Origin of the sequence: Flavobacterium sp., from assembly GCF_043756175.1 — a bacterium.
Classification (GTDB): domain Bacteria; phylum Bacteroidota; class Bacteroidia; order Flavobacteriales; family Flavobacteriaceae; genus Flavobacterium.
The window spans coordinates 20228-46037 of record NZ_JAYURN010000170.1 but is presented as its reverse complement, the minus strand read 5'-3'; the positions used below and the strand labels follow the sequence as shown (position 1 = coordinate 46037).

Here is a 25810-nt window from a genome sequence, read left to right as displayed (position 1 = left end):
TTTTGAAAGACCTGCTTCTCATCACACCGCCTTTTACACAACTGAATACACCGTATCCAGCAACAGCTTATATAAAAGGTTTTTTGAACACTAAAAACATTTCGGCTTTTCAGATGGATTTGGGAATTGAAGTCATTCTCGAATTATTTTCGAAAAAAGGATTAGAAGACATTTTCTGTCATTCTGAGCTTGTCGAAGGACAGTCAAATTCTCCAAATATTCAACGAATATTTGCCTTGAAAGACGAATATATAAAAACCATCGATGCTGTTATTGCGTTTCTGCAAGGAAATAATCCAACATTGGCAAGACAAATTTGCTCTGGAGATTTCTTGCCAGAAGCCTTTAGATTTGAGCAATTAGATGATATGGAATGGGCTTTTGGATCGATGGGAATGCAAGACAAAGCCAAACATTTAGCTACTTTGTATCTTGAGGATTTATCAGATTTTATTGTCGAATGTATCGATGAGAATTTCGGATTCAGTCGTTATGCAGAACGTTTGGGACGAAGTGCCAATTCTTTTGATGATTTGTACTCGCATTTGCAAAAAGAACCGACTTATATCGATGCGATTACTTTAAAAATATTAAAAGGGAAAATTGAAATTGTACAACCCAAATTAGTTTGTATTTCGGTTCCGTTTCCAGGGAATTTATATAGTGCTTTTCGTTGTGCACAATTTATTAAAAGTCATTTTCCAGATATAAAAATATCAATGGGTGGCGGTTTTCCAAATACCGAATTACGTTCTCTGACTGATGTTCGTGTTTTTGAATTCTTCGATTTTATTACTTTAGATGATGGTGAATTACCACTTGAATTATTATATCAAAATACTTGTCAGACTGAGCTTGACGAAGTCCACTTCAAAAGAACATTTTTATTAGAAAATAAGAAAGTCGTTTACAAAAACGACACACTTCAAAAAGACTACAAACAAAGTGAAGTTGGCACACCGGATTATTCGGATTTGTTGTTAGATAAATATATTTCGGTTATAGAAATCGCAAACCCGATGCACAGTTTGTGGAGTGATGGTCGATGGAATAAACTCACCATGGCACACGGTTGTTACTGGGGGAAATGTACTTTTTGTGATATTTCTTTAGATTATATAAAAGTTTATGAACCCATTCTCGCTAAAACATTAGTAGATAGAATGGAAGAACTCATTGCGCAAACTGGCGAAAACGGATTTCATTTTGTAGACGAAGCCGCACCGCCAGCATTAATGCGTGAGTTAGCCTTAGAAATAATTAAACGAAAAATAGTTGTTACTTGGTGGACAAACATTCGCTTCGAGAAAAGCTTTTCCCAAGATTTATGTGTTTTGCTAAAAGCATCGGGTTGTATCGCTGTTTCCGGTGGATTAGAAGTCGCTTCCGACAGGTTGTTAGAACTCATAAAAAAAGGAGTAACTGTCGAGCAAGTAGCCCAAGTAACCCGCAATTTTACCGAAGCAGGAATTATGATTCACGCTTACCTCATGTATGGTTATCCTACACAAACTATTCAGGAAACGGTAGATAGTTTAGAAATGGTTCGTCAGTTGTTCGAATTGGGTATTTTGCAATCTGGTTTTTGGCATCAATTTGCGATGACAGCACATTCGCCAGTGGGAATGTTTCCTGACGAATTTGGTGTAATTCCACAAACTAATAAGATTACTTTCGCTAATAATGATATTCAGTTTAGAGACAAAACAGGAATAGATCATGAACAATTTAGTTTCGGGTTAAAGAAATCATTATTTAATTATATGCATGGACTTTGTTTCGATTATACTTTGCAAGATTGGTTCGATTTTAAGATTCCTAAAACAACAGTAAAGCCAGATTTTATATACAATTCACTTCAAAAAGAAGAAAGTTTTAATATCAAACCATCGGCAAAAATCGTTTGGATAGGTGGAAAGCCATTAACAGAAATTTTCACCAAATCTAAAAAAGGAAACTCTTGGGAAATGATAAAAATGACTTTTCATGACAAAAAAGAAGCTTTTGTAATTGATATTGAAAAAGAAAAAGGCGCTTGGCTTATTAAAACTCTAGAAACTATTTCAGTACATCATGACAAAAAAACTACTTTTTCAGTATTAAAAACTGATTTTGAAAATACGTTTGATGATTTTGAATTGTTTTGGTATTCGAAACCAGTAAATACATTAAGGAATTTTGGACTTTTAGTCTTTTCTTAATATTAATAGAATTCTGAAAGTTATTATTTAGTAAATAAAATTATTAAGTGTTAATTTATTTACTTTTTTTGACTAAATTTATAATATGTTATTTCCAAAAGCTATATTTTTTTATGATAAAATTTAATAACATTTCTACCTATAAAAAAATTTTATGTTCTAATGTTATATCTAGTATAGCTTTTTTGCTTTTGTTTTTTTCTTTATATTATTACACTATTCAACAGGAAGAACAAGTATACAATTCATCAAAAGAACAGTTTGACAATGAGGTTAATTCATTATTGGTTCTTAATTCAGAAGGAATTATAACCACGATAAAAGACATTACTTTTTGGGACGAACTTGTGAAATTTATAAAAACAAAAGATAAAAAATGGTTTGATGACTCTGTGTCAACTTATATAGAGTTATATAATATTGACTATGTAGGAATTTATGATTTACAATCCAATTTTATCATGCAATCTTCTTCCGATAAAATAAAAATAATTGATTTTATACCTAAAGGAATTTTCCCAAAACTATATAAAGATAAATTAGTAAAGTTTTATGTAAAATTGCCAAAGGGGATAGTTGAAGTTTATGGCGCTACAATTCATACTTCAAATGACCCATTAAAAATTAAAACAAAACCTTCGGCCTATTTTTTTATAGCTAGGGTTTTAGATAAAAGTTATTTTAGTAAATTAGAAAAAATAAGCGGTTCTGAAATTAGTTTTTTAGGTAAAAATGATACTATCGTCGATTATAAAACAATAATAAAAACCACTAATTTATTAGACTATAGAGGAGTTGTTGTTGGAAAATTAAGTTTCAAACGAAATTTGAATGTTAATTTCAAATCCACAAAAAATATACTTTATATAATTTTAATAGCATTCGTAATAGGCATGTTTTTTCATTTTTATTTTTCAAAAAAATGGATTCATGAGCCGCTAAAATTAATTACACAGGTTTTAGAAACGGGAAATAAAAAGGCGGTTAAGTCATTAAAAAATAGTTCGGTCGAATTTGGACATATAGGAAACATGTTTGAAGAGAATATAAAACAAAAAAAGCAACTAGAATTTTCTAAACAAAAGGCAGAAGAAAGTGACAACTTAAAGTCGGCATTTCTAACCAATTTATCACACGAAATCAGAACGCCAATGAATGCGATTGTTGGATTTTCGGATTTGCTAAATAACCCAAAACTCAGTAATAAAGAACGATTAGAATATTTAAATGTAATTACGCAAAGTGGTAGTAATCTGGTTTATATAATAGATGATTTGGTCGAAATGTCTAAGATTGATGCCAATCAAATCTCTCCAAATTACACGAGTGTAAATCTAGAATCTTGTTTGAACGAATTGTATAACCAGATAAAAATTACGATTCCTAAAGAAAAAACTATCGATTTCGAATTAATCAAATCTGAAAACCCAATTACTAATAGAATATTAACAGATGAAATTAAGCTAAAGCAAATTATAATAAACCTAATAACAAATGCTATTAAATTTACCGAACAGGGATTTGTTACTTTCGGGTATGAATTAAATATCGAAAACGCAACAATTTCATTTATAATAAACGATACAGGATTAGGTATTGATGAAGCAAATCAGGAAATAATTTTTAACCGATTTAGAAGAATAGATGGCGATTATGCTATAAAAGTTGGTGGTTTGGGATTAGGATTAGCAATTTCTAAAGCCTATGTCGAAATGCTTGGCGGAACAATATCTCTTCAATCACAAGTTGGTGTTGGTTCTAGGTTTTTATTTACCATACCACTTTTTTTTGATAAAAAAGAATCAAATATTCCATTACCAATAATTGAACAATTTGTAGAAGAAACAGCAGAAAACCAAACAATTTTGGTCGCTGAAGATGATAATATCAATTTTTTATTGCTCGAAAAAATTATGCGATTAAAAAATTATAAAATAATAAGAGCAAAAAACGGACAGGAGGCAGTATCAATTTGTAGAGATAACAAAAATATAGATTTAGTCCTGATGGATATAAAAATGCCTGTTTTAAGTGGTTACGAAGCTTTAGCCAAAATAAAAGTTTTTAGACCAGAACTTCCAATTATTGCACAAACCGCTTATTCTTCGTCTGAGGATCAAGAAAAAATGAAACGAGCAGGTTTTGTAAATTATATTACTAAGCCAATAAATAAAGAAAAATTATTCCAAATTATTGCTAAAACATTAGTGTAAATTAATATAAAAAGTATAATAAAAATGAAAAAAAAAATACTTTTTATAGTTAATTTATTATGCTTTTCATTCGGTTGTTTTTCGCAAGAAAACAAGTGGACTATAGATACCATTTCGAAAGAAAAAGAAAAAAAATGGGAGGCATCGTTAGATGTTTTAAGTCGCTACATTTGGCGAGGACAATCTTATGGAGGAAATAATATAACTGTTCAACCATCATTAAATTATGCCATAAATAAAAAGCTAACTTTCGGTTTTTGGGCAAGTACAAATTTCCTGAAAAACTATTATTTTCCAGATGGCTCTACTACAAATAGTTATCAGGAAATAGATTTAAGTCTGACTTACAAGATAAATAAATATCTAAATATTCAAGTTTATGATTATTATTGGCCATCTGTAGATAAAGTTGAAGGGGTCAATAATAAATACTTTAACTACGGAAATGATAGTGTACAAACTATCGATGCAAATTTGCTCTTCGATTTTTCGAGTATTTGGAAACCGCTCAAAGCAACAATTAGTACGCTTCTTGCAGGAAATGATTTTAAGTTTGATAGTAACGGAAGCAATCCCAAACAAAATTTTACAACCTATGTAGAATTAAGCTATTCTTTCGAAAATATTTTTGAAAAAGTATCTAAAAAAACATTTCAAAATATAAATATAGAACCAGTAATAGGAATGGTGCTAAACAATCAGGCTCAATATTATTCTGCTGGCGATTACAATAAACCTTCATTCGTGAATTTTGGGATAATAGCGACTCGAGATTTAGATTTAAACAAACATTTCTCATGTCCTATTTACTTAAATTACATTCACAACGCTTCAATGGAAAACACAGAACAATTTGGTAGGAATTTTGTTATTCTAGGAACAAAATTTAATTATCAATAAAATTTATCATTTTTCATGTTAAATATCTAACTGAATTTAGTTACATTTATGATTATTAGTTAATTATGATAGTGAACTTTAATAACAAACGAAGGCTAGTAACAACTTATTCTAAAGTTGTATTTGTATTATTTGTTGTAACCATTGGATTTTCGATACTTTTTTTCTCACTTTACTATTATACATTAAGACAGGAAAAACAAATTTATAACAATTTTGTTGCGCAATATAGAAACGAAATGAAGTCACTTAATGACCTAAATTCGGAATCATACATATCTGTAATTAGCGATATCACTTATTGGGACGAGTTTGTTACGTTTACAAAAACAAAAGATTTAAATTGGTTTAATCGCTCAGTAGCCAATATTTTAGATACCCACAAAATAGATTATCTTTCTGCATATAATGATAAAGGAGTATTTATTACTAGTGTTTCGGATACTAGAATTAAGTCTAAAGACATAATCCCAAAAGAGGTTTTTGCTAAATTATATCAGAAAAAAATAGATAAATTTTACATGAAAATTCCTGAAGGAATTGCCGAAGTTTATGGCGCTACGATACAACCATCTGATGACCCGTTTAAAAATAAGTACCCGCCAGCAGGTTATTTTTTTATGATCAGATTGTTAGACAATAATTATTTTTCAACTCTAGAAAAAATAAGTAGTTCTAATATTAATTTTCATGATGATAAAGAAAAGATAGAAGATAACTTAGTTTATAGCTTAATCGAATTAAAAGATTATAATGGTAAAACCGTTTCTAAATTATTGTTTAACAGGATTTATAAAGTAGATTTTAGAATCACAAAAAATATTTTATTAATTTTTGTTCTGGCCTTTTTGTTGTCAGTATTGATATTTCATTATTACGCCGTAAAATGGGCAAAAAGACCCATAAGATTAATAAAAAAAGTTCTGGAAAATGCTGATGAAAGCGCTATAAATTCCCTTAAAAATATAAAAGGAGAATTTAGATATATAGGGAAACTTTTTGAAGAAAATCAGAATCAAAAGCGACAACTTCAAAAATCTAAGCAAAAAGCAGAGGAAAGTGACAAGCTAAAAACGGCTTTTTTAACCAATCTTTCTCATGAAATAAGAACACCTATGAATGCCATTTTGGGTTTTTCAGATTTATTAGATAATGAAGAACTTTCGAAAACTGAAGAATTAGAATACAAAAAAATAATTAATAAAAGTGGAAAAAATTTAGTTTCGATTATTGATGATTTGATAGAAATGTCAAAAATTGATGCCAATCAGGTGGAAACACGATATATCGATTTCGATTTAGATGAATGTGTACAAAATGTAGTAAATGAAATTAAAAAAACCATTCCTAAAAACCAGCAATTAGAAATTAAGATTGAAAAATCTAAAACGGGGTTGTCTAAAAAAATAATAACCGACAAGCCAAAATTAGTGCAAATACTTACCAATTTGCTCTCTAATGCTGTAAAATTTACTGATAAAGGAAGTATAGTTTTGTTTTACGAAATAGATTCTCAGTCATCAATTATTAACTTTTATATTATCGATTCGGGAATAGGAATTGAGAAAGATAGCTACGAAATAATATTCAAAAGATTTATAAAAATAGAAAATGACCACTCTATAAGAGGCGGAGGTTTAGGTTTAGGGCTTACTTTAGCAAAAGCTTATGTAGAATCGTTGGGCGGACAAATTGCTTTAGAATCTGAGTTTGGAGTAAGTTCTACATTCAAATTTTCTATTCCATTAATATTAGATAGAAATGATGCGCCGCAAAACGGAAATAGTTTTAATGAGAATTTACCAAAAAACGAATCAGTTGTAACTATTTTAGTTGCCGAAGATGATAACTTTAATTTTTTGCTAATCGAAAAAATTTTAAAAACAAAAAACTACAAAATAATTCGTGCCGAAGATGGAGAAAAAGCAGTCGAAATTATATCAAACAATAATGATATTGATTTGATATTAATGGATATAAAAATGCCTAAACTCTCAGGTCATCAAGCTTTTGAAATTATAAAAAAAATGAGACCTAAATTACCAATTATCGCGCAAACAGCTTTCACATCTAGTGAAGAAGTAGAAAGGATTTTTAAAGCAGGATTTTCAGGATACATATCTAAACCTATAAAAAAAGACTTGCTTTATCAGATTATAGAAAAATTGTCACTTCCTTTATAATGTAATTCTCTAATTTAGAGGGGTTATTTCACTATAATTCACAAAGGTTTCACGAAGATTCACAAAGTTTTTTTTAAAATTTCCTTGGAGAGTGTCTGTGTAAACTTTGTGAATTTCCGTTAAATAGAAAGATTTTTTTACAATTCCACACTAAATCGAAACCCAATTCCGTGTAAATTTTCGATAATAATTTCTTTTTCATTTGCCAATATTTTTCGCAAACGAGAAATAAAAACATCAAGACTTCGTCCCATAAAATAATCATCGTCGCCCCAAAGTGACTTTAAGATTTCTTCCCGTTTTAAAACGACATTCTTATTATCTAAAAATAATTTTAGAAGTTCAGATTCTCTTTCGGTTAATTTTATTTTTTCATTATCATTAAAAATCACATAGTTTTTAGTGTCAAACTGGTATTTGCCAACAGTATATAAGTTCTTCTCTTCAAAATTTTGTTTTTGAGAACGCTTTAAGAAAATTTCAATTTTCAGTAATAATTCTTCAATGCTAAAAGGTTTTATTAAGTAATCATCAGCTCCTAATTTTAATCCTTTTATGCGATCTTCCTTTAGTGTTTTTGCCGAAAGAAAAATGATAGGAATATCAGAATTTAATTTTCTGATAGCTGTCGCCAACTCGAAACCATCAATTTTTGGCATCATAATATCAAGAATACAAATATCAAAAGTGTTATTCTTGAAGGTTTCTAAAGCAACTTCACCATCGTTGCAATGTGTGATTGTATAATGATTTTGTTCCAAATTATCTTTGGTTAAAAATGCTAAAGTTTCATCGTCTTCGGTATAAAGTATTCTAAAATTAGCCATTATATAAGTTGCATTTGTACTGAAACTGTGATTCCTTTTTCAGTATTATTTTTTATGAAAATCTTCCATTCGTGCAAAGTACAAACTTTTTTTACATAATATAATCCTAGACCAAAACCGTTTGTTTCATGGCTTTTTTTGTTCGGAATTCGATAAAATTTGTCAAAAACAAAAGGTAAATTTTTTTCTGAAATTCCAGCTCCATTATCAATAAATTCTAATAATAAATGGGTTTTTGTCATAGAGGTTTTTATAATAATTTCAGGTTTGTCATCGGAGTATTTTATCGCATTTTCAATAATATTATAAACCAAATTCAAAAAATGAAACTCATCAGCATTGATGAAGACAGTTGGTAAAATAGTTTTAATATCTACGCCTTCATATTTTAGTTTTATATTTTCAATAACATCAGCAAGAATTGGAATAAGCTCTAGTTTTTGTTTTTCTAGCGTCATAGGAATGTTATCCCATTTTGCAATATTCAAGATCTTCTCGATATGATTGTTTAGTTTATTACTTTGGTTAATGATGATTTGAGTATATTTTTCTAATTTTTCATCAGTTTTAATGCTTTCTTGTTGTTTCAAATAATTTGAAGCAATCAATATTGATGATAATGGCGTTTTAAATTCGTGTGTCATATTATTGATGAAATCACGCTGCAATTCAGAATATTTTTTTTGTTGAATAATTGTGTAAATAGAATATACATAAACCAACAAAACTACGATTAATGCTATAGATAATATAAACCAAAACCGTAAAGAATTGAACAAATATGAAGTCTCGCTAGGAAAACGAATGGAAAAATAATAAATAAGATTTTTGTGTTTTGGGAAATAAACAGAAACGTTTTTAGGTGTTTTATTCGTTGCCGAAACATAATTCCCATATACCATTTCGTCACTTTGGCAATTGTACATGGCATATTCAAAATCGGTGTTAAGGTTTGCTTTTTTGAATTCAGATTTCAAATAAAACTCCAAAATCTCGGCCTCAAAATCATTGTCAATATTTACAACATAATAATCATTGGCAATTTTTTTGATAGGATTTTCAACTGGTAATTCATGATTTGTTCCTTCATACAAATGCTTTACAACCTCGAGCAAAGCGATATGTGCTTTTTGCGAAAACTTCTTTTCTTCAAGTGTAAATGCTTGTTTTGTCCACAACAATTGCGCTATAAGAATCCCAATAGTAGCAATAAGTCCAAGAACTATAATGGTATTTAATTTATTAGTTTTCAATTGTGAATTGTATTTTTTATCTGTTCAAATTTACTCAAAAAACACATTCAAAATCATTGTTAACAAGTCATTAACAAACATTTGAAATTGGTTAACAAGAGTCAAGCTTTTCTTCATCTACTTTTGGATTATCAAATTTGACAAACCAATTTATTAATCAATTAAATTTTAAAATTATGAACACAATTAAAATTTCATTTTTGGCATTCACATTAGGATTAATGTCATTTGCAACCGTTTCGGCAATTACTTGGAAAAGTGAAACTATCGATGTTGGCGAAATTCCACAAGGCAAACCAAAAGCCATTATTTTCGAATTTAAAAACACAGGAAAAACAGATGTAATTATTACAAATGTGCAAGGTTCTTGTGGTTGTACCGCTACCGATTACACAAAAGAAGCTATAAAAGCTGGGAAATCAGGCATTGTAACAGCAACTTATAATGCGGCAAATGCTGGTGCGTTTACAAAAACGGTAAAAGTTACCACAAATGCCGATGCAACTCCAAAAGTTTTAACGTTGAAAGGAACTGTAAAAACTGCCGTGACTCAGAGTTAGTAAATATTAAATTTAGGCAACAAAAAAAAACTCCGAAACATTTTGTTTTTTCGGAGTTTTTAATCTAAAATCTTAATTCTAAAATCTAATATTTCTAAGCTGGTTCTCCATACAAATCAAACTCAGTAGCTTCAATGATTTTTATATTTACAAATTCGCCAGTTTTTACATAATGTTTTGTAGCATCTATAAGCACTTCATTATCTACATCAGGACTGTCAAATTCGGTTCTTCCCACAAAATGTCCTCCTTCTTTTCTATCAATAATACAACGGAAAGTTTGTCCTAGTTTCTCTTGGTTCAAATCCCAAGAAATTTGCGATTGCAAATCCATGATTTCTAACGAACGCGCTTGTTTTACTTCGTCTGGAACATCGTCAACTAATTCATAAGCACCAGTGTTTTCCTCGTGAGAATAAGCAAAACAACCCATTCGGTCAAATTTCATTTCCTGAACAAATTCTTTCAGAATCTCAAAATCTTCTTCCGTTTCTCCTGGATATCCAACTATTAGTGTTGTTCTTATTGCCATTCCAGGAACAGCAGCACGGAAATCTTTCAATAATTTGGTCGTTTTTTCTCTTGTAGTTCCACGTTTCATCGATTTTAAGATAGAATCAGAAATGTGTTGCAACGGAATATCTATATAATTACAAATCTTTGGTTCACGTTTCATGATTTCAAGAACATCCATCGGGAACCCAGTAGGGAAGGCGTAATGCAAACGAATCCACTCGATACCTTCTACTTTTACCAACGCTTCTAGCAATTCGCCAAGAGCACGTTTTTTGTATAAATCAAGACCATAATAAGTCAAATCTTGTGCAATAAGAATTAATTCTTTTACACCGTTTTTTGCCAAACCTTCTGCTTCTTTTACTAATTTTTCGATAGTTTGTGACACATTTTTTCCACGCATGAGCGGAATCGCACAAAAACTGCAAGGTCTATCGCAACCTTCAGAAATTTTTAGATAAGCGTAGTTTTTTGGAGTAGTAGTTAATCTTTCTCCTAATAATTCATGTCTATAATCTGCTCCTAAAGCTTTCAATAAAGCAGGCAATTCAGTAGTGCCAAAATACTGATCTACATTCGGGATTTCTTTTTCTAAATCTGGTCTGTAACGTTCAGACAAACATCCGGTTACAAATACTTTGTCAACTAATCCACGTTCTTTTTTGTCAGCATATTCCAAAATTGTATTTACAGATTCTGCTTTGGCATTGTCTATAAATCCGCAAGTATTTATCACCACAATATTTCCTTCTTCTTCGTGCACCACGTCTTTTCCGCTCGCTTTGAGTTGCCCCATCAGCACTTCGCTATCATACACGTTTTTAGAACACCCAAGAGTGATTACATTGATTTTATTTTTCTTTAACGATTTGGTTCTCATATACTTAAATTTTGGAGTGCAAAATTACGCTTTTATTTCTTGAATTACTATGTTTTTTTGTTTTTAGGAGCTTTTTCCTGCTGTACGCTATATCTTTTCTCCCGCAAAAAAAGCGGGAAAAAAGGATGTCGCTTCTCCCGATAGCTATCGGGACAGGGCAAAAAAAGAAACCGTCTCGTTTTTAGGAACGAAACGGTTTTATCAAATTTTATTTTTTTGTCACAGATTTAAAAAAAATTAATGGATTTTTAAATCGTAATTCGTAATTAATATTTACAATTCAAAAGCCAATGTTAGTGTTAAATTATTCTTTGCAGTATTTATTCTCGCAGCATCGGTAAGACCTTGAGAGAAAAACTGTTGGTTAGAATCTCTTTTCGAAGTCGAATAAGCCAAATCTAATTTTTTGTTTCCAAAATTATAACCTACTCCTCCAGAATAACCAGTCAAATCACCAATTGTAGTTCCGTTTTTGTATGGACTTTCTTCAAAATGATAACCACCACGAAGGCTAAATTTGTTTATCTTGTACTCGCCACCAATTCTATATTCAGAAGATGTTCCTTTAGTACTTGAAGCTATATCATTATTTAATGACTGAAAATATTCGTCTTTTTTAGGACTAAATTCTAAATTACCATAATTTCTCAAACTATAATCGAAACTAAGCAATCCTCTTTTTCCAAAAACATAAGCAAAACTTCCTGTAATTTTACTAGGCGTTTGTAATTTATAAGCTGGATAAATAACTGTAACATTAGGATCAGCAACGTCTTCTGGTAAATTACCAGTAGTGTTTCCGCTTACTGCCGTAAGGCTTTGTGTTAGTTCGTCATTTAGTTTATACCAAGTAGGAGATTGGTATGCTAAACCAAGTCTAAGTTCCTTTATTGGTTTCAAAATTGCTCCTAATTGCAACGAAAATCCCGAACCATACGTATATAAATCATTATTGAAAGCAATTCTATTTACATAATCATTAACTGCCGAAGTGTTATTGTTGTTAGTTTCTGTAAATCTACTTGAACGTTTATAATCTATAAAATGAGTATTCAAATTAATTCCCAACATTAATATTTCTTTGTATTGCGTTGCTGCATTAAACGTTACTTTACCATTATAACCAGTAGCTTCGGTAGTGTTTGTTTGATGATAATTTCCGCCTGGAGCAACTAATGAAACATAAGCAGTATTGTTTGGGTTTAGTGGATCAACAGGGTCAATAATATAAGCTGTATATCCTAAATATGCCTGTTGTTCCTGAAAAGTTAGTTCACTATAATCATAATCTGTTCCGTCTACAATGCTTAATTTTAGTCCATTAGCATTACTCAAAAAATAATTATCAATAGAATTATTATTTGTTCCTGAAGAGAATAATGAGTTATCAAAATTATTTGCATTTTCGTAATTTACGGCAATAGAGAATTTTCTCCAATCATTATTCTCACGATTATTTTCAAAAACAAAAACGGCTCCCGCTTGGTTTAAATCAAGTGAATTGTTTGCTTCGGAAGTTTGTTTTCCAAAATAATTCGACTTGTTTTTTGTATTAAGATTACTAGCTGTAACGCTTATCTGATTGTTTGCAAAAACAACAGATCCTGCGGGATTTACATTTAGCGCAGACAAATCGCCTCCTAACGCTCCAAAAGCACCGCTCATTGCTCTAAAGCGAGCAGTTCCGGTAAGATTGTCCTGGGCATATCTATAAGCATCAGAAACTTCTTGTGCTTGCATTGCAGAAAAACAAAGTGTGATCGCAAAAAGAGTAATATATTTTTTCATTTATTTTATTTTTAATGTCAATAAAAAACCAATGTATTTATAAATAAATACATTGGTTGTATGAATTGTTGTTATCTTCTTCCTCCTGAACGTCCACCACCAGAAGAACTTCCGTTACTTCCAGATGAGTAGGAAGAACGAGGTGAATCGTAGCTTCTTGGGCTTTCACTTCTTGGTGATTCGTATGTTCTTGGGCTTTCGCTTCTAGGATTAACATTGTTGTTACTTCTAGGAGATTCAACTCTTGGTCGAGGAGTGTTATTATTTGATCTAGGTTCGTTGTCTCTAGTTCTAGGAGTATTGTTATTTCCAGAATTGTCTCTAGTTCTTGGCTCCCTTCTTGGTTGAGTAAAGTTTGATCTTGGATTGTCTATTCCTCCACTATTACGTGGAGAAACTGATGTACTATTTCTTCTGCCTGAAGTGTAGTTTCGGCCACCATTATTATTTCCGTATCTATCATTATATGCACTGCCTCTTCTTCCGTTGCTGTAGGTGTAATTGTTTCCGTAATAACCATTATTGTTGTAACCATAGTAGTTGTTATAGCCATAATATCCTCCATAATATGGATTATTCCAGCCCCAACTAGATCCATAATAACCCCAGTACGGATTATACCAGCCAGAATTCCATGAGTTCCAACCTAAATAAACGCCGCTTCTCCAAGGGCTGTATCCCCAGTAGTTATTCCAATATCCATAATTGTTATTTCCCCAATAATTATCGTAAACATTTATGGTAATATGATCATTACTGTTTTCCCAACTAGAATAACTTTCGGAATTAGAATTTTCACCCTGGTTATTGTCGCTCGAATAATTTTCTACATCGGTAAGAACTTCAGTTTGTTCGGTACTATAATTATTAGCATTCGATCCAAAATAATCTTTGTATTTGTTTGCTTCAACCGTTTTAGGCGCTTGTTCTGTGCTTTCTGTAGTTGGTTTTTGATTTTCTCCACCATATATTCCATCATTGTCATAATATGATTTATTTTGGTAAGAACCACAAGATATAGCGGTCAGACCTAATAATACCACAAAGGATTTAAGGAATGAATTTTTTGTTATAAAATAATAAGTTTTCATAATCTATCTGGTTTTTTATTGTTGGACATAACAAAAATAGTTAGTTTTGTCGAACTATTTTATTTTTTAACATAGGTACAACATTTGTGCCAAACTATTCAAAATGAGCAAGAACTTAACTACAAGAGCAGAAGATTATTCAAAATGGTATAACGAACTGGTTGTAAAAGCTGATTTAGCTGAAAACTCCGGTGTTAGAGGTTGTATGGTTATTAAACCCTACGGTTATGCAATTTGGGAAAAAATGCAAGCAGAATTAGACAGAATGTTTAAAGAAACAGGACATAGTAATGCTTATTTCCCGCTTTTTGTACCAAAGAGTATGTTTGAAGCCGAAGAAAAAAATGCGGAGGGCTTTGCTAAAGAATGTGCAATTGTTACACATTACCGATTAAAAAATGATCCAGATAAACCGGGAAAATTAATGGTGGATCCAAACGCTAAATTGGAAGAAGAACTGATAGTTCGTCCTACTAGTGAAGCGATTATTTGGAGTACTTACAAAGGTTGGATTCAATCTTATAGAGATTTACCATTGTTAATAAACCAATGGGCAAACGTAGTTCGTTGGGAAATGCGTACAAGATTATTTCTTCGTACAGCCGAATTCTTATGGCAAGAAGGGCATACTGCTCATGCAACTAGAAATGAAGCAATCGAGGAATCCGAAAAAATGATGCAAGTTTATGCTGATTTCGCTCAAAATTTTATGGCAATTCCAGTTATAAAAGGGTTAAAAACCGAAACAGAACGCTTTGCTGGAGCTGAAGAAACGTATTGTATTGAAGCTTTAATGCAAGATGGAAAAGCTTTGCAAGCAGGAACATCACATTTTTTAGGTCAAAACTTTGCCAAAGCATTCGATGTAAAATTTGCAAATGCAGAAGGAAAACAAGAATATGTTTGGGGAACTTCATGGGGAGTTTCTACAAGATTAATGGGAGCATTAGTTATGACACATTCAGACGATAACGGATTGGTTTTACCTCCAAATTTGGCACCAATACAAGTGGTGATTGTACCAATTTTTAAGACTGATGAAGAGTTTGAAAAAATCTCGGCTGTTGCCAATGATTTAGTAGCGCAATTCAAAAAACTAAATATTTCGGTTAAATTTGATAACAGAACCACTCAAAAGCCAGGATTCAAGTTTGCTGAATGGGAATTGAAAGGAGTACCTGTTAGAATCGCTGTTGGCCCAAAAGATTTAGAAAACGGAACTTTCGAGATTGCTCGTCGTGATACTTTGACTAAAGAAGTAAAACAAGCAGACGGAATTGCAAGATACATAAGTGACTTGTTAGAAGAGATTCAAAGTGATTTATTCAACAAAGCATTACATTATAGAGATACACATATTACTGAAGTTTCTGATTTTGAAGAATTTAAAACAGTTCTTGAAAATAAAGCAGGGTTTATCTCGGCGCATTGGGACGGAATGCCTGAAACTGAAGAAAAAATAAAAGAACTAACAAAAGCAACAATTCGTTGTATTGCATTGGATAGAGTAGAGGAGTCAGGAAGCTGTGTTTTTACTGGAAAACCATCAATTGGAAGAGTTCTTTTTGCAAAAGCGTATTAAAATAAAATAAAATTTTGCAAAAAATGTTATTTGACTATTGCGAGAATAAAAAATAGTTGTATTTTTGCACTCGCATTACAAAATAATGCAATGGCCCGTTCGTCTATCGGTTAGGACGCATGGTTTTCATCCATGTAAGAGGGGTTCGATTCCCCTACGGGCTACATAAGTTATTGAGGTTACAAAAAAGTCTAAGGCCCGTTCGTCTATCGGTTAGGACGCATGGTTTTCATCCATGTAAGAGGGGTTCGATTCCCCTACGGGCTACAATTAGTTGTAAATAAGTTTTCTAAAATTCAAACTTGGTGTCTCGAGTTTTTATTTTATTAGTTAAAACCAAAGTGATTGCTAAAACAATTGTGGGAGGTTTTTCTTTTTTAACTGATAGTTTATAAATAATTATTACAATTAAAAAAATCAAAGAAAATGGCAAATCATAAGTCAGCTTTAAAAAGAATTAGAAGCAACGAAAAGAAAAGAGTGTTAAACAGATACCAACACAAAACAACTCGTAATGCGATCAAAGCATTAAGATTGTCAACTGTGAAGGCTGATGCTTCTGCAAAATTATCAAACGTAATCTCTATGATTGATAAATTAGCTAAGAAAAACATTATTCACGATAACAAAGCATCAAACTTAAAATCTAAATTAACTAGATTCGTTTCTTCTTTGTAATATTTTGTGTTCAAATTTTATAAAAGCTCCTTTTTTAGGAGCTTTTTTTATGATTTTAACTGTCGGTTAATGTAAGTAAAACGCTAACATATTCACTTCAAAATTAAAGAGATAAAAGAATACTATGATTTATGTATTTTTTTATGTACTTTTGCACCCACAAAAAAACACAGATGGAATCTATTAGAAACATTGCAATTATTGCTCACGTCGATCACGGTAAAACTACTTTGGTTGATAAAATCATGTATCACTGTCAACTATTTCGTGATAACGAAAACACAGGTGATTTAATTCTAGACAACAACGACTTAGAGCGTGAAAGAGGAATTACAATTACATCTAAAAACGTTTCTGTTACATACAAAGGAACAAAAATTAATATTATAGATACTCCTGGTCACGCCGATTTTGGTGGAGAAGTAGAAAGAGTATTGAACATGGCTGACGGAGTTTGTCTACTTGTAGATGCCTTTGAAGGACCAATGCCACAAACACGTTTTGTATTACAAAAAGCTTTAGATTTAGGTCTAAAACCTTGCGTAGTTATCAATAAAGTAGATAAAGAAAACTGTACTCCTGAAGAAGTTCACGAAAAAGTTTTCGACTTAATGTTCGAATTAGGTGCTGAAGAATGGCAGTTGGATTTTCCAGCAGTTTATGGTTCAGCTAAAAACAACTGGATGTCTGACCATTGGGAAAACGTAACTGATAATGTAGAAGCATTATTAGATATGGTTATCGAAAATGTACCTGCTCCTAAAGTTTCTGAAGGAACACCACAAATGTTGATCACATCTTTAGATTTCTCTGCTTTTACAGGTCGTATCGCGATTGGTAGATTAGAAAGAGGAGTGCTAAAAGAAGGAATGCCAATTTCTTTGTGTAAAAGAGATGGTACAACAATGAAATCTAGAATTAAAGAGTTACATACTTTTGAAGGTCTTGGCCGTAAGAAAGTTCAAGAAGTAATTGCTGGAGATATTTGTGCTATTGTTGGTGTTGAAGGATTTGAAATTGGAGATACTATCGCCGATGCTGAAAATCCAGAAGCTTTACAAACAATTGCTATCGATGAGCCTACAATGAGTATGTTATTTACAATTAATGACTCTCCTTTCTTTGGTAAAGAGGGTAAATTTGTAACTTCTCGTCATATTAGAGATCGTTTAACAAAAGAATTAGAGAAAAACTTAGCGATGAAGTTAGGTGAAACTGATTCGGCTGATAAATTTATGGTTTTTGGTCGTGGAGTACTTCACTTATCAGTTCTTATTGAAACAATGAGAAGAGAAGGGTATGAGTTGCAAATCGGTCAACCACAAGTTATCATCAAAGAAATTGATGGTAGAAAATGTGAGCCAATTGAAGAGTTAACTATCGATTTACCAGAAACACTTTCAGGAAGAGCTGTAGAGTTTGTTACTTTACGTAAAGGTGAAATGCTTTCTATGGAAACTAAAGGTGAGCGTATGATTATAAAATTTAATATTCCATCTCGTGGAATTATTGGATTGCGTAATCAATTACTTACTGCTACTGCGGGAGAAGCTATTATGGCTCACCGTTTCATTGGATACGAGCCTTACAAAGGTGAAATCTCTGGACGTAACAAAGGTTCGTTAATTTCTATGGAAAAAGGAAAAGCTATTCCTTATTCTATCGATAAATTGCAAGATCGTGGTAAGTTTTTTGTTGAACCAAATGCTGAAATTTACGAAGGTCAAGTAATTGGAGAAAACTCTCGTGGTGATGATATGTGTGTAAACGTAACCAAAGAGAAAAAGCAATCTAACGTTCGTTCTTCTGGAAATGATGAAAAAGCTAGAATTATTCCACCGATTATTTTCTCTCTTGAAGAAGCTTTAGAGTACATTCAAAAAGATGAATATGTTGAGGTTACACCAAAATCTATTCGTTTAAGAAAAATCTATTTGACAGAAACGGATAGAAAAAGATTTAAAATCTAATTTAAAATCTTACAAAATATTGAAAACCATCAACGTAAGTTGATGGTTTTTCTGTTATAATTACTTAATCTTGAATTAAATTAATTTCGCGTCAACTTAATTAAGAAAGGAATGCAAATAAAAAAAGCAACTCATATGAGTTGCTTTTTTTAGACTTAGGAATAATATATTACATAGTCGCTGGTTTCTCAGAACATGCTTTTTTTGCAGCACAACATCCCGCTTTCTTTTCAGTTACAACTGGAGTTGCAGTTGCAGTTTCAGTACTAGCCTCTAGGTTTGCCTTTTTAGATTTTCTAACTTTTTTAGGTTTTTCTTGAACTGGATTTTCTTGATACAACATTGCTTTATCAGCAGATGATTTTACGTTAGAAACTTTATACGTTTTGCCATCGGCGACAGCTTCAACAGTTTCTACTAATTTTTCTGGAGTTTGTAGCGTTGCATCATATTGTATGGTTGCCGTTTTTTTGTCAAAATCAACTGTAGCTTTTTGTACACCTTCAAGTTTTACCAATTTATTTTCAATTGTTTTTGCACAACCCATAGCGCAAGTCATTCCTTCAACATTGAAACTTGTCGTTTCCGCTTTTGCAATTGCTGGAGAAACCGAAGCTGATTCAGTTTTATCTTCTACATTTTCTTTTTTGCAACTCACAAATATTGAAGAAGTTACAATTAGTATTCCTAATGCTATTTTGATATTTTTCATAGTACAAAAATTAATTATTAAAATTGATTAACAAAAATATGCAAAAAAGGATTTGATATTCATAAAAATAACAGAATTTTGGGAATTCAAAATTAGACTATGCTGACTAAAGATAATAAATGGGTTTTATTAATAGCACTTTCGCTTATTTGGGGAAGTTCATTTATACTAATAAAAAGAGGTTTGGTAGGTCTAAATCCTTATCAGTTAGGCTCGTTACGAATTATTTTTGCAGCTACATTTCTACTTATTATAGGTTTTAAAAGTCTAGCTAAAATACCAATTGACAAATGGCGATTTATAATCTTAACCGCTTTTTTAGGCACCTTTCTTCCTGTTTTCTTATTTGCTTATGCACAAACGGGAATAAAAAGTTCTGTTAGCGGAATTTTAAATTCCTTAACACCTTTATATACTATGCTTTTGGGAGCATTGGCTTTTGGATTTTCTTTTAGAAGAAATCAAATAATAGGTGTTGTTTTAGGGCTTAGCGGCTGTTTATTATTAGTTGTTAATGGAAATTTCGGACAGGCTCAGACCAACTATTTTTGTACAACTTTAGTTGTTGTAGCCACGATTTGTTACGCTTTAAATGTAAATTTAATAAAGAAACACTTGTCCGATGTTAGTCCGCTTAGTATTACAACAGGAAATTTTGCAGTATTATTAATTCCGGCAATTGTCATCTTAATTGGTTCTGGTTTTACAACTGTAATGACACAAACTGATGTTCAATTTTCGGTTTTATTTATTATGATACTTGGTGTTCTGGGCACTGGAGTTGCTAATATTTTGTACTTTCAATTAGTACAAATAACATCGCCACTAACAGCTTCGTCAGTAACTTATTTTATCCCTATTGTGGCAATGAGTTGGGGAATTCTTGATGGGGAAATGCTTAATCCTTTACAGTTTTTGGGTGCTTTTGTAATTTTAATAGGTGTTTATATGGCCACCAGAAAGTAATTTAATTATTATTTCTTACAATAATGATTAGAGTTTTCGAAAGGGTATTTTTTGTCTAAATCGATATTGTTGAAGCTTTGATTGTTTCCCCAAGAAAAATATTTTTCGTAGTATGGTAAAAACTTATTGGTTTTGATTTTCTCTAAAAAATAAATTTCATGCTCTTTTTCTTTTATTCCCATATCGTATAGTAACTCATCATAATTACTAATTTCAAGTGAATTAAAGTATTGTCTCATTCTGAAATACTCGCAAACATTGCTGCTTTCTAATCTGCCAGCAAAATAAAAAGGCATAAACCAGCCTATGATATGACAGCTTGCAGAAAATCACTTTGCCAATAATATAAAATTTGAACTCATAATATTTTGAAATAGAAATATTAAAATCATTCATGATTTGCAATACTTCCTTGCGGTGTAACCATTCGTCAATTTCTATTTGACGAATTTCTTTTTTCTCCATTTCATCCTTTACAGAAGCGGCATGACCTTGATATGCAAATGCCGCAGCTTTCTCCGCAGAATAGGCTTTTTTAAGTAAATCTACTAATTCGGGGTGGTTTAATTCCATGTTAATTGTTGATTTTTACAACTTGTTTTTTGGCTTCTTTTAAATCATCTATTTCCCCAAGATTGTAGTGTTTAGAAGTGTTTTTTACTCAAATTTCCACTTTGGTAAAAACTATGTGTTGCAATCTTTTATTTTAAATTCTTTTAATATTTACTCCATTCTTGATTAAAAATTGTTACCAAATTTTGATTATCTAATCTATTTATTATTAAATCACTGGACTGCATATCTTTTGAAAAGAAACAAAAATTGTTGAATTTAAAATCATAAAATTTTAAATTCGGTACTTGTCTAATAATTTTCGATTTTTCATTTCCATTAAAAACCAAATTAAATCCCCATTCTCCAAAAGAGGGCAAATATACATGATATGGAATTGTGTTTACAAAAGTATCTTTCAAAGTAGTATTTATACACCAAAAAGATTTAGGAGCAAAAAAAGGAGAGGTAGATTGAATAACAACTGTTCCGTTAACATTTAAGTGGCTTTTTACTTTTTTATAAAAACTAGTAGAATACAATTTCCCTAAACTAAAATTAGATGGATCAGGAAAATCAATAAAAATAATATCATATTTGAACGCATATTTATCCAACCAAATAAAGGCATCTTTATTTATTGTCTTAACTTTTGGACTGTTTAATGAATTTTCATTTAATTTTACAAATAGCTTATTAGTTTTAAATTCATTTGTCATTTCAGAATCTAAATCGACTAACGTAATCTTTTTTACATCGTTATATTTCAAAATTTCTCTTGCCGCCATTCCGTCACCTCCACCAAGAATTAATATGTTATCTATGTTTTTAGACAAAGAAATTGCAGGATGAACAAAAGCTTCGTGGTAACGATATTCATCAAAAGAACTAAATTGTAAATTATTGTTTAAATATAATTTGTAATCACTGTTTTCGTGCGTTAAAACTAACCGTTGATACTTTGTTGTTTTTGCGAAAATTATATTTTCCCCATACAAACCTTTTTCTGAAAAGGACAATATTTTATCAGCATTTAAAAGAGTTATAATTAAAACAATTAGCATTAAGAAAGCTTTCACTTTTATATAAAAATTATTTTTTAATAGATCTTTAAAAATATAACACATGATTAGACCTACAATAACATTTATAATTCCAAAAATTATTGACGTATTTATCAATCCGAATTTAGGAACAAAAAAAATTGGAAAAGCTATAGAAGCCAATAGAGCTCCAATATAATCGAATGTAAAAACATTAGATACTAAAGTGTTAAACTTGAATTTGTCTTGCAAAATAATCATTAAAATAGGAATTTCTAAACCTACCAAACAACCAATTAAAAACACAATAAAATAAAGATAAAACTCAAAAAAATCTACATAATTAAATATTAAAAATAATATGGGTGCACTTAAGCCGCCTATTAAGCCTATTAATAATTCAATCTCAATAAACTTACTAATTAGGTTTTTCGTTATGAATTTTGATAAAAAAGAACCAATTCCCATTGAAAATAAATATATTCCAATAACCAATGAAAATTGCGTAATAGAATCTCCTAATAAATAACTTGCAATTGTGCCAGCAATTAATTCATAAATTAAACCGCAAGTTGAAATTATAAAAATTGTAAATAATATGAGTCTTTCAATTTTCATTTATCCATGAATTGACATTCCTATAATAAAAGAAACGCCCAATATGAAAGCTGCAAATATTATGGCAAGTGCTGAATTTTTGTTTTGAACAATTTCTTTCCAAGTATTTTCCGGCGTTAGTTTTTCTAACACCAAATAACAAATCAATAAGATTACAAACCCTAAAAACGAATAAATAATTGAATTAACGAGTGGTTTTAATAAAAAATCTTCCATGTTTTAAACTTATTTGTGTTGGTAATTATTTGAATTATAAAATCTATTTACTCTTGTATTTTTATCTTTTTCTGTTTTTTCGCAATCGCAAATTCTATTTCCTGCCAAAGTTGCTTGCAAATATATTCCAACAACCAGGACGCTAATTATTAAAGCGATTTTATTTTCTAAACAATATTTAATTATATTTTTCATTTAATTATCGTCATAAGTTGAATAATCGCTGTCGTTCCATCTTCTACTTTCATAATTATTTTTTAAATAATATAAAAATATTGTTATTGCGACAAAAGTCATTAAGACAATCATAAAATTCCAGTTATTATTTTTATCCCAATATACTTCAAGATGCATACTAGAATTTTTAATATCATCGATATCTTTATTTGACTTGAATGTTATTTTATATTTTCCAGCACTTACACCACAAATTGTAAATTCTTCATTGTTACTTCCTTCTGCCCAACTTTCACCACCTTCGTAACCACTATAAAGTTCTACATCTTTAGAAAAATACACAGACTCGTTTGTCGATACGTTTACTAATGAAAAATCGGTCGCCAACCAAGAATTATCTACATTGGATGAAATAAAGATATTCAATGATGCAATTGGACCTTCTAATTCGAAAACATCAGTCTCAATTTCTTTGTCAATTTGAGAAATTAAATCAATATCATTTGAATAAATTAATTGGTTTTTTGCAGTTTGATAGTAAAAAATATGAACACACAAAACTAAAATTGAAGCGACACAAAAAATTGTAACTAAATTTTTTAAATTGATATAAAAAGGTTCTACAATTCCAATACTGTCTTTGCTTGGAAGTGTTTCAATATTAAATATTTTTTTTATTTTTTTTCTTGAATAATGAGTTCCTAAATAGTAAACTGATTTTTTGTCCTCAATCTCAACAGACAATATATATGGTGGGTTTATATAATCTCTAAAACCAATAACATCTTTCGAAAATTTATATTGAAAAAATCCTGCTCCGCTAACGTCAGTGGAAAAACCTTTCTCGAAAATTTTATAATCAATACCGTTATGATGGATTTCTAAAGAATCAGAATCTCTCTTTACTTCAACTTGTTCCGAAATAATCCAATTTCCATTTTCTTCAATTATATATTTTTTATTACCTGACAATGAGATTAATTCATATTCTGTCCAATATTCATTGCCATTTGCACATTTAATCACAAAATTAGCAATACAAAAAGTTTCATTTTCAATAATAACAGATTTTCCCAGGTTTAAGAAACTTTCGGAATTGGTTTTTGGAATTGTATTTTTAAAAAGTAATTGTTCTTCTTGAAGTTGGAATAAACTATAGCATTTAGGACAAATAAAATGGCTAAAATTAATTTTAGATTCTAAATTCGTTATATGATTGCATTTTGTACATTCCATTAAACTTACCTATAAATTTCGTGATCAGTTATTATTGACGCATTAAAAAATTGAATATAATCATTTACAATTGTCTTTACTTTTTGTGAATTATCTTGTAAATAATTACATAAATAAACATCGAGTGTTAACTGATTAAATTCTGGCCAAGTATGAATACAAATATGCGATTCTTTTAAACAAACTGCAATTGTAAAACTATTGTTTTCGAAATCGTGAATTGAAATACCCACTTTTTCAAGTGAATACTTTTCTAAAATCGACTCGGTATAATCAACAAATTTTGCGCTTTCAATAAGTTTTTCAATTTTTTGAACTTCTAAAGTAACTAATTTATGTAATCCTGGGGAATAATTTGTAATCAATTTCTAAGTTGAATTTGCTTTTATGTTTTTACGTTTGATTGTTGAAAAAGTTACAATTTATTTGTAAAATCGTATTTTCAGACTACAAAAATTTACTCGATGGCTTTTACGACTTGTTTTTCCGCTTCTTTTCTTGTTCCGTCGAAACCATCAATTCCTGAAACGGTAGTGTATTTTAGAACATATTTTTTTCCTGGATTCATACGTTGGTAAACACTTTGAACCATTAATGTAGCTTCGTGAAAACCACAAAGTATGAGTTTTAATTTTCCAGGATACGTGTTTACGTCACCTATGGCGTAAATCCCTTCAATATTGGTTTGATAATCTAAAGCATTATTTACTTTGATTGCGTTTTTTTCAATATCTAATCCCCAGTTTGCAATAGCACCTAGTTTTGGTGTAAGTCCAAAGAGCGGAATAAAATAATCACAAGCAACTGTAGTTCTTGCTGTACCCACTTGAATATCTACCGATTCGATTTTCTCAGAACCACTGAATCCAATTACCTCTCCGGGAGTTACTAGTTTTATTTTACCTTCATTTTTTAGCTCTTGTACTTTTTCTACCGAATCTAAAGCGCCACGAAATTCATTTCTACGATGTACTAGTGTTACTTCGGAAGCAACATTAGATAAGAAAATACTCCAGTCTAAGGCAGAATCTCCACCACCAGAAATTACTATTTTCTTATCACGAAATTTCTCAGGATCTTTTACAAAATATTCAATGCCTCTGTCATTTTCGTAAAATTCGATATCTTTTAGAATAGGTTTTCTAGGTTCGAAACTTCCTAATCCTCCTGCGATAGCAATAGAATTTGCGTGGTGTTTTGTTCCTTTGTTAGAGGTTACTATAAATGTGCCGTCTTCCAGTTTGTCAATTGTTTCGGCAGTTTCGTTTAGAGTAAATCCTGGTTGAAATTGCTTGATTTGTTCCATTAAATTATCGACTAAATCGCCTGCTAAAACCGACGGGTAACCAGGAATATCGAAAATTGGTTTTTTAGGATATAATTCTGTTAGTTGACCTCCGGGTTGTGGAAGACCATCTATTATATGACATTTTAATTTGAGAAGTCCTGCTTCAAATACTGTAAAAAGTCCAGTTGGACCAGCTCCGATTATTAGTATATCTGTTTCAATCATTTGTTTAGGGTAAAAAGTGTATTCGTTTAAGTTATAAAGGTCTTAAAACGAAAACTTCTATTGTATGATTTTTATCATTTATGGGTTTGATTTGCGTGAGGGGTAGAGGCGGCATCCTTTTTTGAGGAACGAAAA

Annotated in this window: 22 protein-coding genes and 2 tRNA genes; 11 read left to right on the top strand and 13 right to left on the bottom strand. The window is 30.8% G+C overall.

Annotated elements, in window-relative coordinates:
- The first annotated feature begins 2 nt into the window (after positions 1-2).
- The 4 genes from ACH2BP_RS13275 (at position 3) to ACH2BP_RS13260 (ending at position 7497) form a co-directional block, all read left to right on the top strand.
- The gene (locus ACH2BP_RS13275; protein ID WP_395060662.1) at positions 3-2201 is read left to right on the top strand and encodes a B12-binding domain-containing radical SAM protein; all 2199 of its coding nucleotides are present in this window, start codon (positions 3-5) and stop codon (positions 2199-2201) included.
- A 113-nt stretch (positions 2202-2314) separates the two neighbouring features.
- Entirely contained in the window at positions 2315-4414 is a 2100-nt protein-coding gene (locus ACH2BP_RS13270) for a response regulator (RefSeq protein WP_395060660.1), read from the top strand.
- 24 nt (positions 4415-4438) lie between these two features.
- Entirely contained in the window at positions 4439-5314 is an 876-nt protein-coding gene (locus ACH2BP_RS13265) for a TorF family putative porin (protein ID WP_395060658.1), read from the top strand.
- A gap of 65 nt (positions 5315-5379) precedes the next feature.
- Complete coding sequence (locus ACH2BP_RS13260; RefSeq protein ID WP_395060656.1) at positions 5380-7497, top strand: response regulator; 2118 nt, start codon at positions 5380-5382, stop codon at positions 7495-7497.
- 137 nt (positions 7498-7634) lie between these two features.
- Here the strand turns inward: ACH2BP_RS13260 and ACH2BP_RS13255 are convergent, their stop codons facing one another.
- Complete coding sequence (locus ACH2BP_RS13255) at positions 7635-8324, bottom strand: response regulator transcription factor (RefSeq protein ID WP_395060654.1); 690 nt, start codon at positions 8322-8324, stop codon at positions 7635-7637.
- Complete coding sequence (locus ACH2BP_RS13250) at positions 8324-9577, bottom strand: sensor histidine kinase (protein WP_395060652.1); 1254 nt, start codon at positions 9575-9577, stop codon at positions 8324-8326. The genes ACH2BP_RS13255 and ACH2BP_RS13250 overlap by 1 nt, the downstream gene beginning before the upstream one ends.
- 176 nt (positions 9578-9753) lie before the next feature.
- On the opposite strand from ACH2BP_RS13250, the gene ACH2BP_RS13245 reads away from it, so the two are divergent.
- Positions 9754-10137, top strand: coding sequence for a DUF1573 domain-containing protein (locus ACH2BP_RS13245; protein ID WP_395060650.1), 384 nt, complete (start codon positions 9754-9756; stop codon positions 10135-10137).
- 94 nt (positions 10138-10231) lie between these two features.
- On the opposite strand, the gene rimO is transcribed toward ACH2BP_RS13245, so the two are convergent.
- The 3 genes from rimO to ACH2BP_RS13230 form a co-directional block, all read right to left on the bottom strand.
- Positions 10232-11533 (bottom strand): 30S ribosomal protein S12 methylthiotransferase RimO, encoded by a 1302-nt coding sequence (rimO, locus tag ACH2BP_RS13240; protein ID WP_395060648.1) that lies wholly within the window; start codon positions 11531-11533, stop codon positions 10232-10234.
- Positions 11534-11806: 273 nt separating this feature from the next.
- Positions 11807-13321 (bottom strand): OmpP1/FadL family transporter, encoded by a 1515-nt coding sequence (locus ACH2BP_RS13235; protein WP_395060646.1) that lies wholly within the window; start codon positions 13319-13321, stop codon positions 11807-11809.
- A gap of 71 nt (positions 13322-13392) precedes the next feature.
- Positions 13393-14412 carry a hypothetical protein gene (locus ACH2BP_RS13230; RefSeq protein ID WP_395060644.1) on the bottom strand — a complete coding sequence of 340 codons (1020 nt, stop codon included), beginning with the start codon at positions 14410-14412 and terminating at the stop codon, positions 13393-13395.
- A gap of 103 nt (positions 14413-14515) precedes the next feature.
- Between ACH2BP_RS13230 and proS the strand changes: the two genes are divergently transcribed.
- The 5 genes from proS to typA all read left to right on the top strand — a co-directional run bounded on the left by proS (position 14516) and on the right by typA (position 18642).
- Positions 14516-15994, top strand: a complete 1479-nt coding sequence (gene proS / locus ACH2BP_RS13225) for a proline--tRNA ligase (RefSeq protein ID WP_395060642.1) — start codon at positions 14516-14518, stop codon at positions 15992-15994.
- A 92-nt stretch (positions 15995-16086) separates the two neighbouring features.
- Positions 16087-16158, top strand: a tRNA-Glu gene (locus ACH2BP_RS13220).
- 31 nt (positions 16159-16189) lie between these two features.
- Positions 16190-16261 (top strand) — tRNA-Glu (locus ACH2BP_RS13215).
- A 159-nt stretch (positions 16262-16420) separates the two neighbouring features.
- Positions 16421-16672 carry a 30S ribosomal protein S20 gene (gene rpsT / locus ACH2BP_RS13210; protein WP_091472866.1) on the top strand — a complete coding sequence of 84 codons (252 nt, stop codon included), beginning with the start codon at positions 16421-16423 and terminating at the stop codon, positions 16670-16672.
- 173 nt (positions 16673-16845) lie between these two features.
- Entirely contained in the window at positions 16846-18642 is a 1797-nt protein-coding gene (gene typA, locus ACH2BP_RS13205) for a translational GTPase TypA (RefSeq protein ID WP_395060640.1), read from the top strand.
- Between the two features lie 169 nt (positions 18643-18811).
- Here the strand turns inward: typA and ACH2BP_RS13200 are convergent, their stop codons facing one another.
- Positions 18812-19354, bottom strand: a complete 543-nt coding sequence (locus tag ACH2BP_RS13200; RefSeq protein WP_395060638.1) for a heavy-metal-associated domain-containing protein — start codon at positions 19352-19354, stop codon at positions 18812-18814.
- Positions 19355-19453: 99 nt separating this feature from the next.
- On the opposite strand from ACH2BP_RS13200, the gene ACH2BP_RS13195 reads away from it, so the two are divergent.
- A complete protein-coding gene (locus ACH2BP_RS13195) occupies positions 19454-20320 on the top strand; it encodes a DMT family transporter (RefSeq protein ID WP_395060636.1) in 867 nt (288 codons plus the stop codon).
- Positions 20321-20328: 8 nt separating this feature from the next.
- Here the strand turns inward: ACH2BP_RS13195 and ACH2BP_RS13190 are convergent, their stop codons facing one another.
- From ACH2BP_RS13190 to ACH2BP_RS13160, 7 genes are all read right to left on the bottom strand, one after another.
- Positions 20329-20559 (bottom strand): hypothetical protein, encoded by a 231-nt coding sequence (locus tag ACH2BP_RS13190; protein ID WP_395060634.1) that lies wholly within the window; start codon positions 20557-20559, stop codon positions 20329-20331.
- On the bottom strand, positions 20543-20893 hold the full coding sequence (locus ACH2BP_RS13185; protein ID WP_395060632.1) for a hypothetical protein: 351 nt from the start codon (positions 20891-20893) through the stop codon (positions 20543-20545). The genes ACH2BP_RS13190 and ACH2BP_RS13185 overlap by 17 nt, the downstream gene beginning before the upstream one ends.
- Positions 20894-21036: 143 nt before the next feature.
- Entirely contained in the window at positions 21037-22533 is a 1497-nt protein-coding gene (locus ACH2BP_RS13180) for a polyamine aminopropyltransferase (protein WP_395060630.1), read from the bottom strand.
- Complete coding sequence (locus ACH2BP_RS13175; protein ID WP_395060628.1) at positions 22534-22749, bottom strand: DUF350 domain-containing protein; 216 nt, start codon at positions 22747-22749, stop codon at positions 22534-22536.
- Positions 22750-22944: 195 nt separating this feature from the next.
- On the bottom strand, positions 22945-24162 hold the full coding sequence (locus tag ACH2BP_RS13170) for a hypothetical protein (RefSeq protein ID WP_395060626.1): 1218 nt from the start codon (positions 24160-24162) through the stop codon (positions 22945-22947).
- A 5-nt stretch (positions 24163-24167) separates the two neighbouring features.
- Positions 24168-24527 (bottom strand): S-adenosylmethionine decarboxylase family protein, encoded by a 360-nt coding sequence (locus ACH2BP_RS13165; RefSeq protein ID WP_395060624.1) that lies wholly within the window; start codon positions 24525-24527, stop codon positions 24168-24170.
- Positions 24528-24619: 92 nt separating this feature from the next.
- A complete protein-coding gene (locus ACH2BP_RS13160) occupies positions 24620-25675 on the bottom strand; it encodes an NAD(P)/FAD-dependent oxidoreductase (RefSeq protein WP_395060622.1) in 1056 nt (351 codons plus the stop codon).
- Positions 25676-25810: the final 135 nt, after the last annotated feature.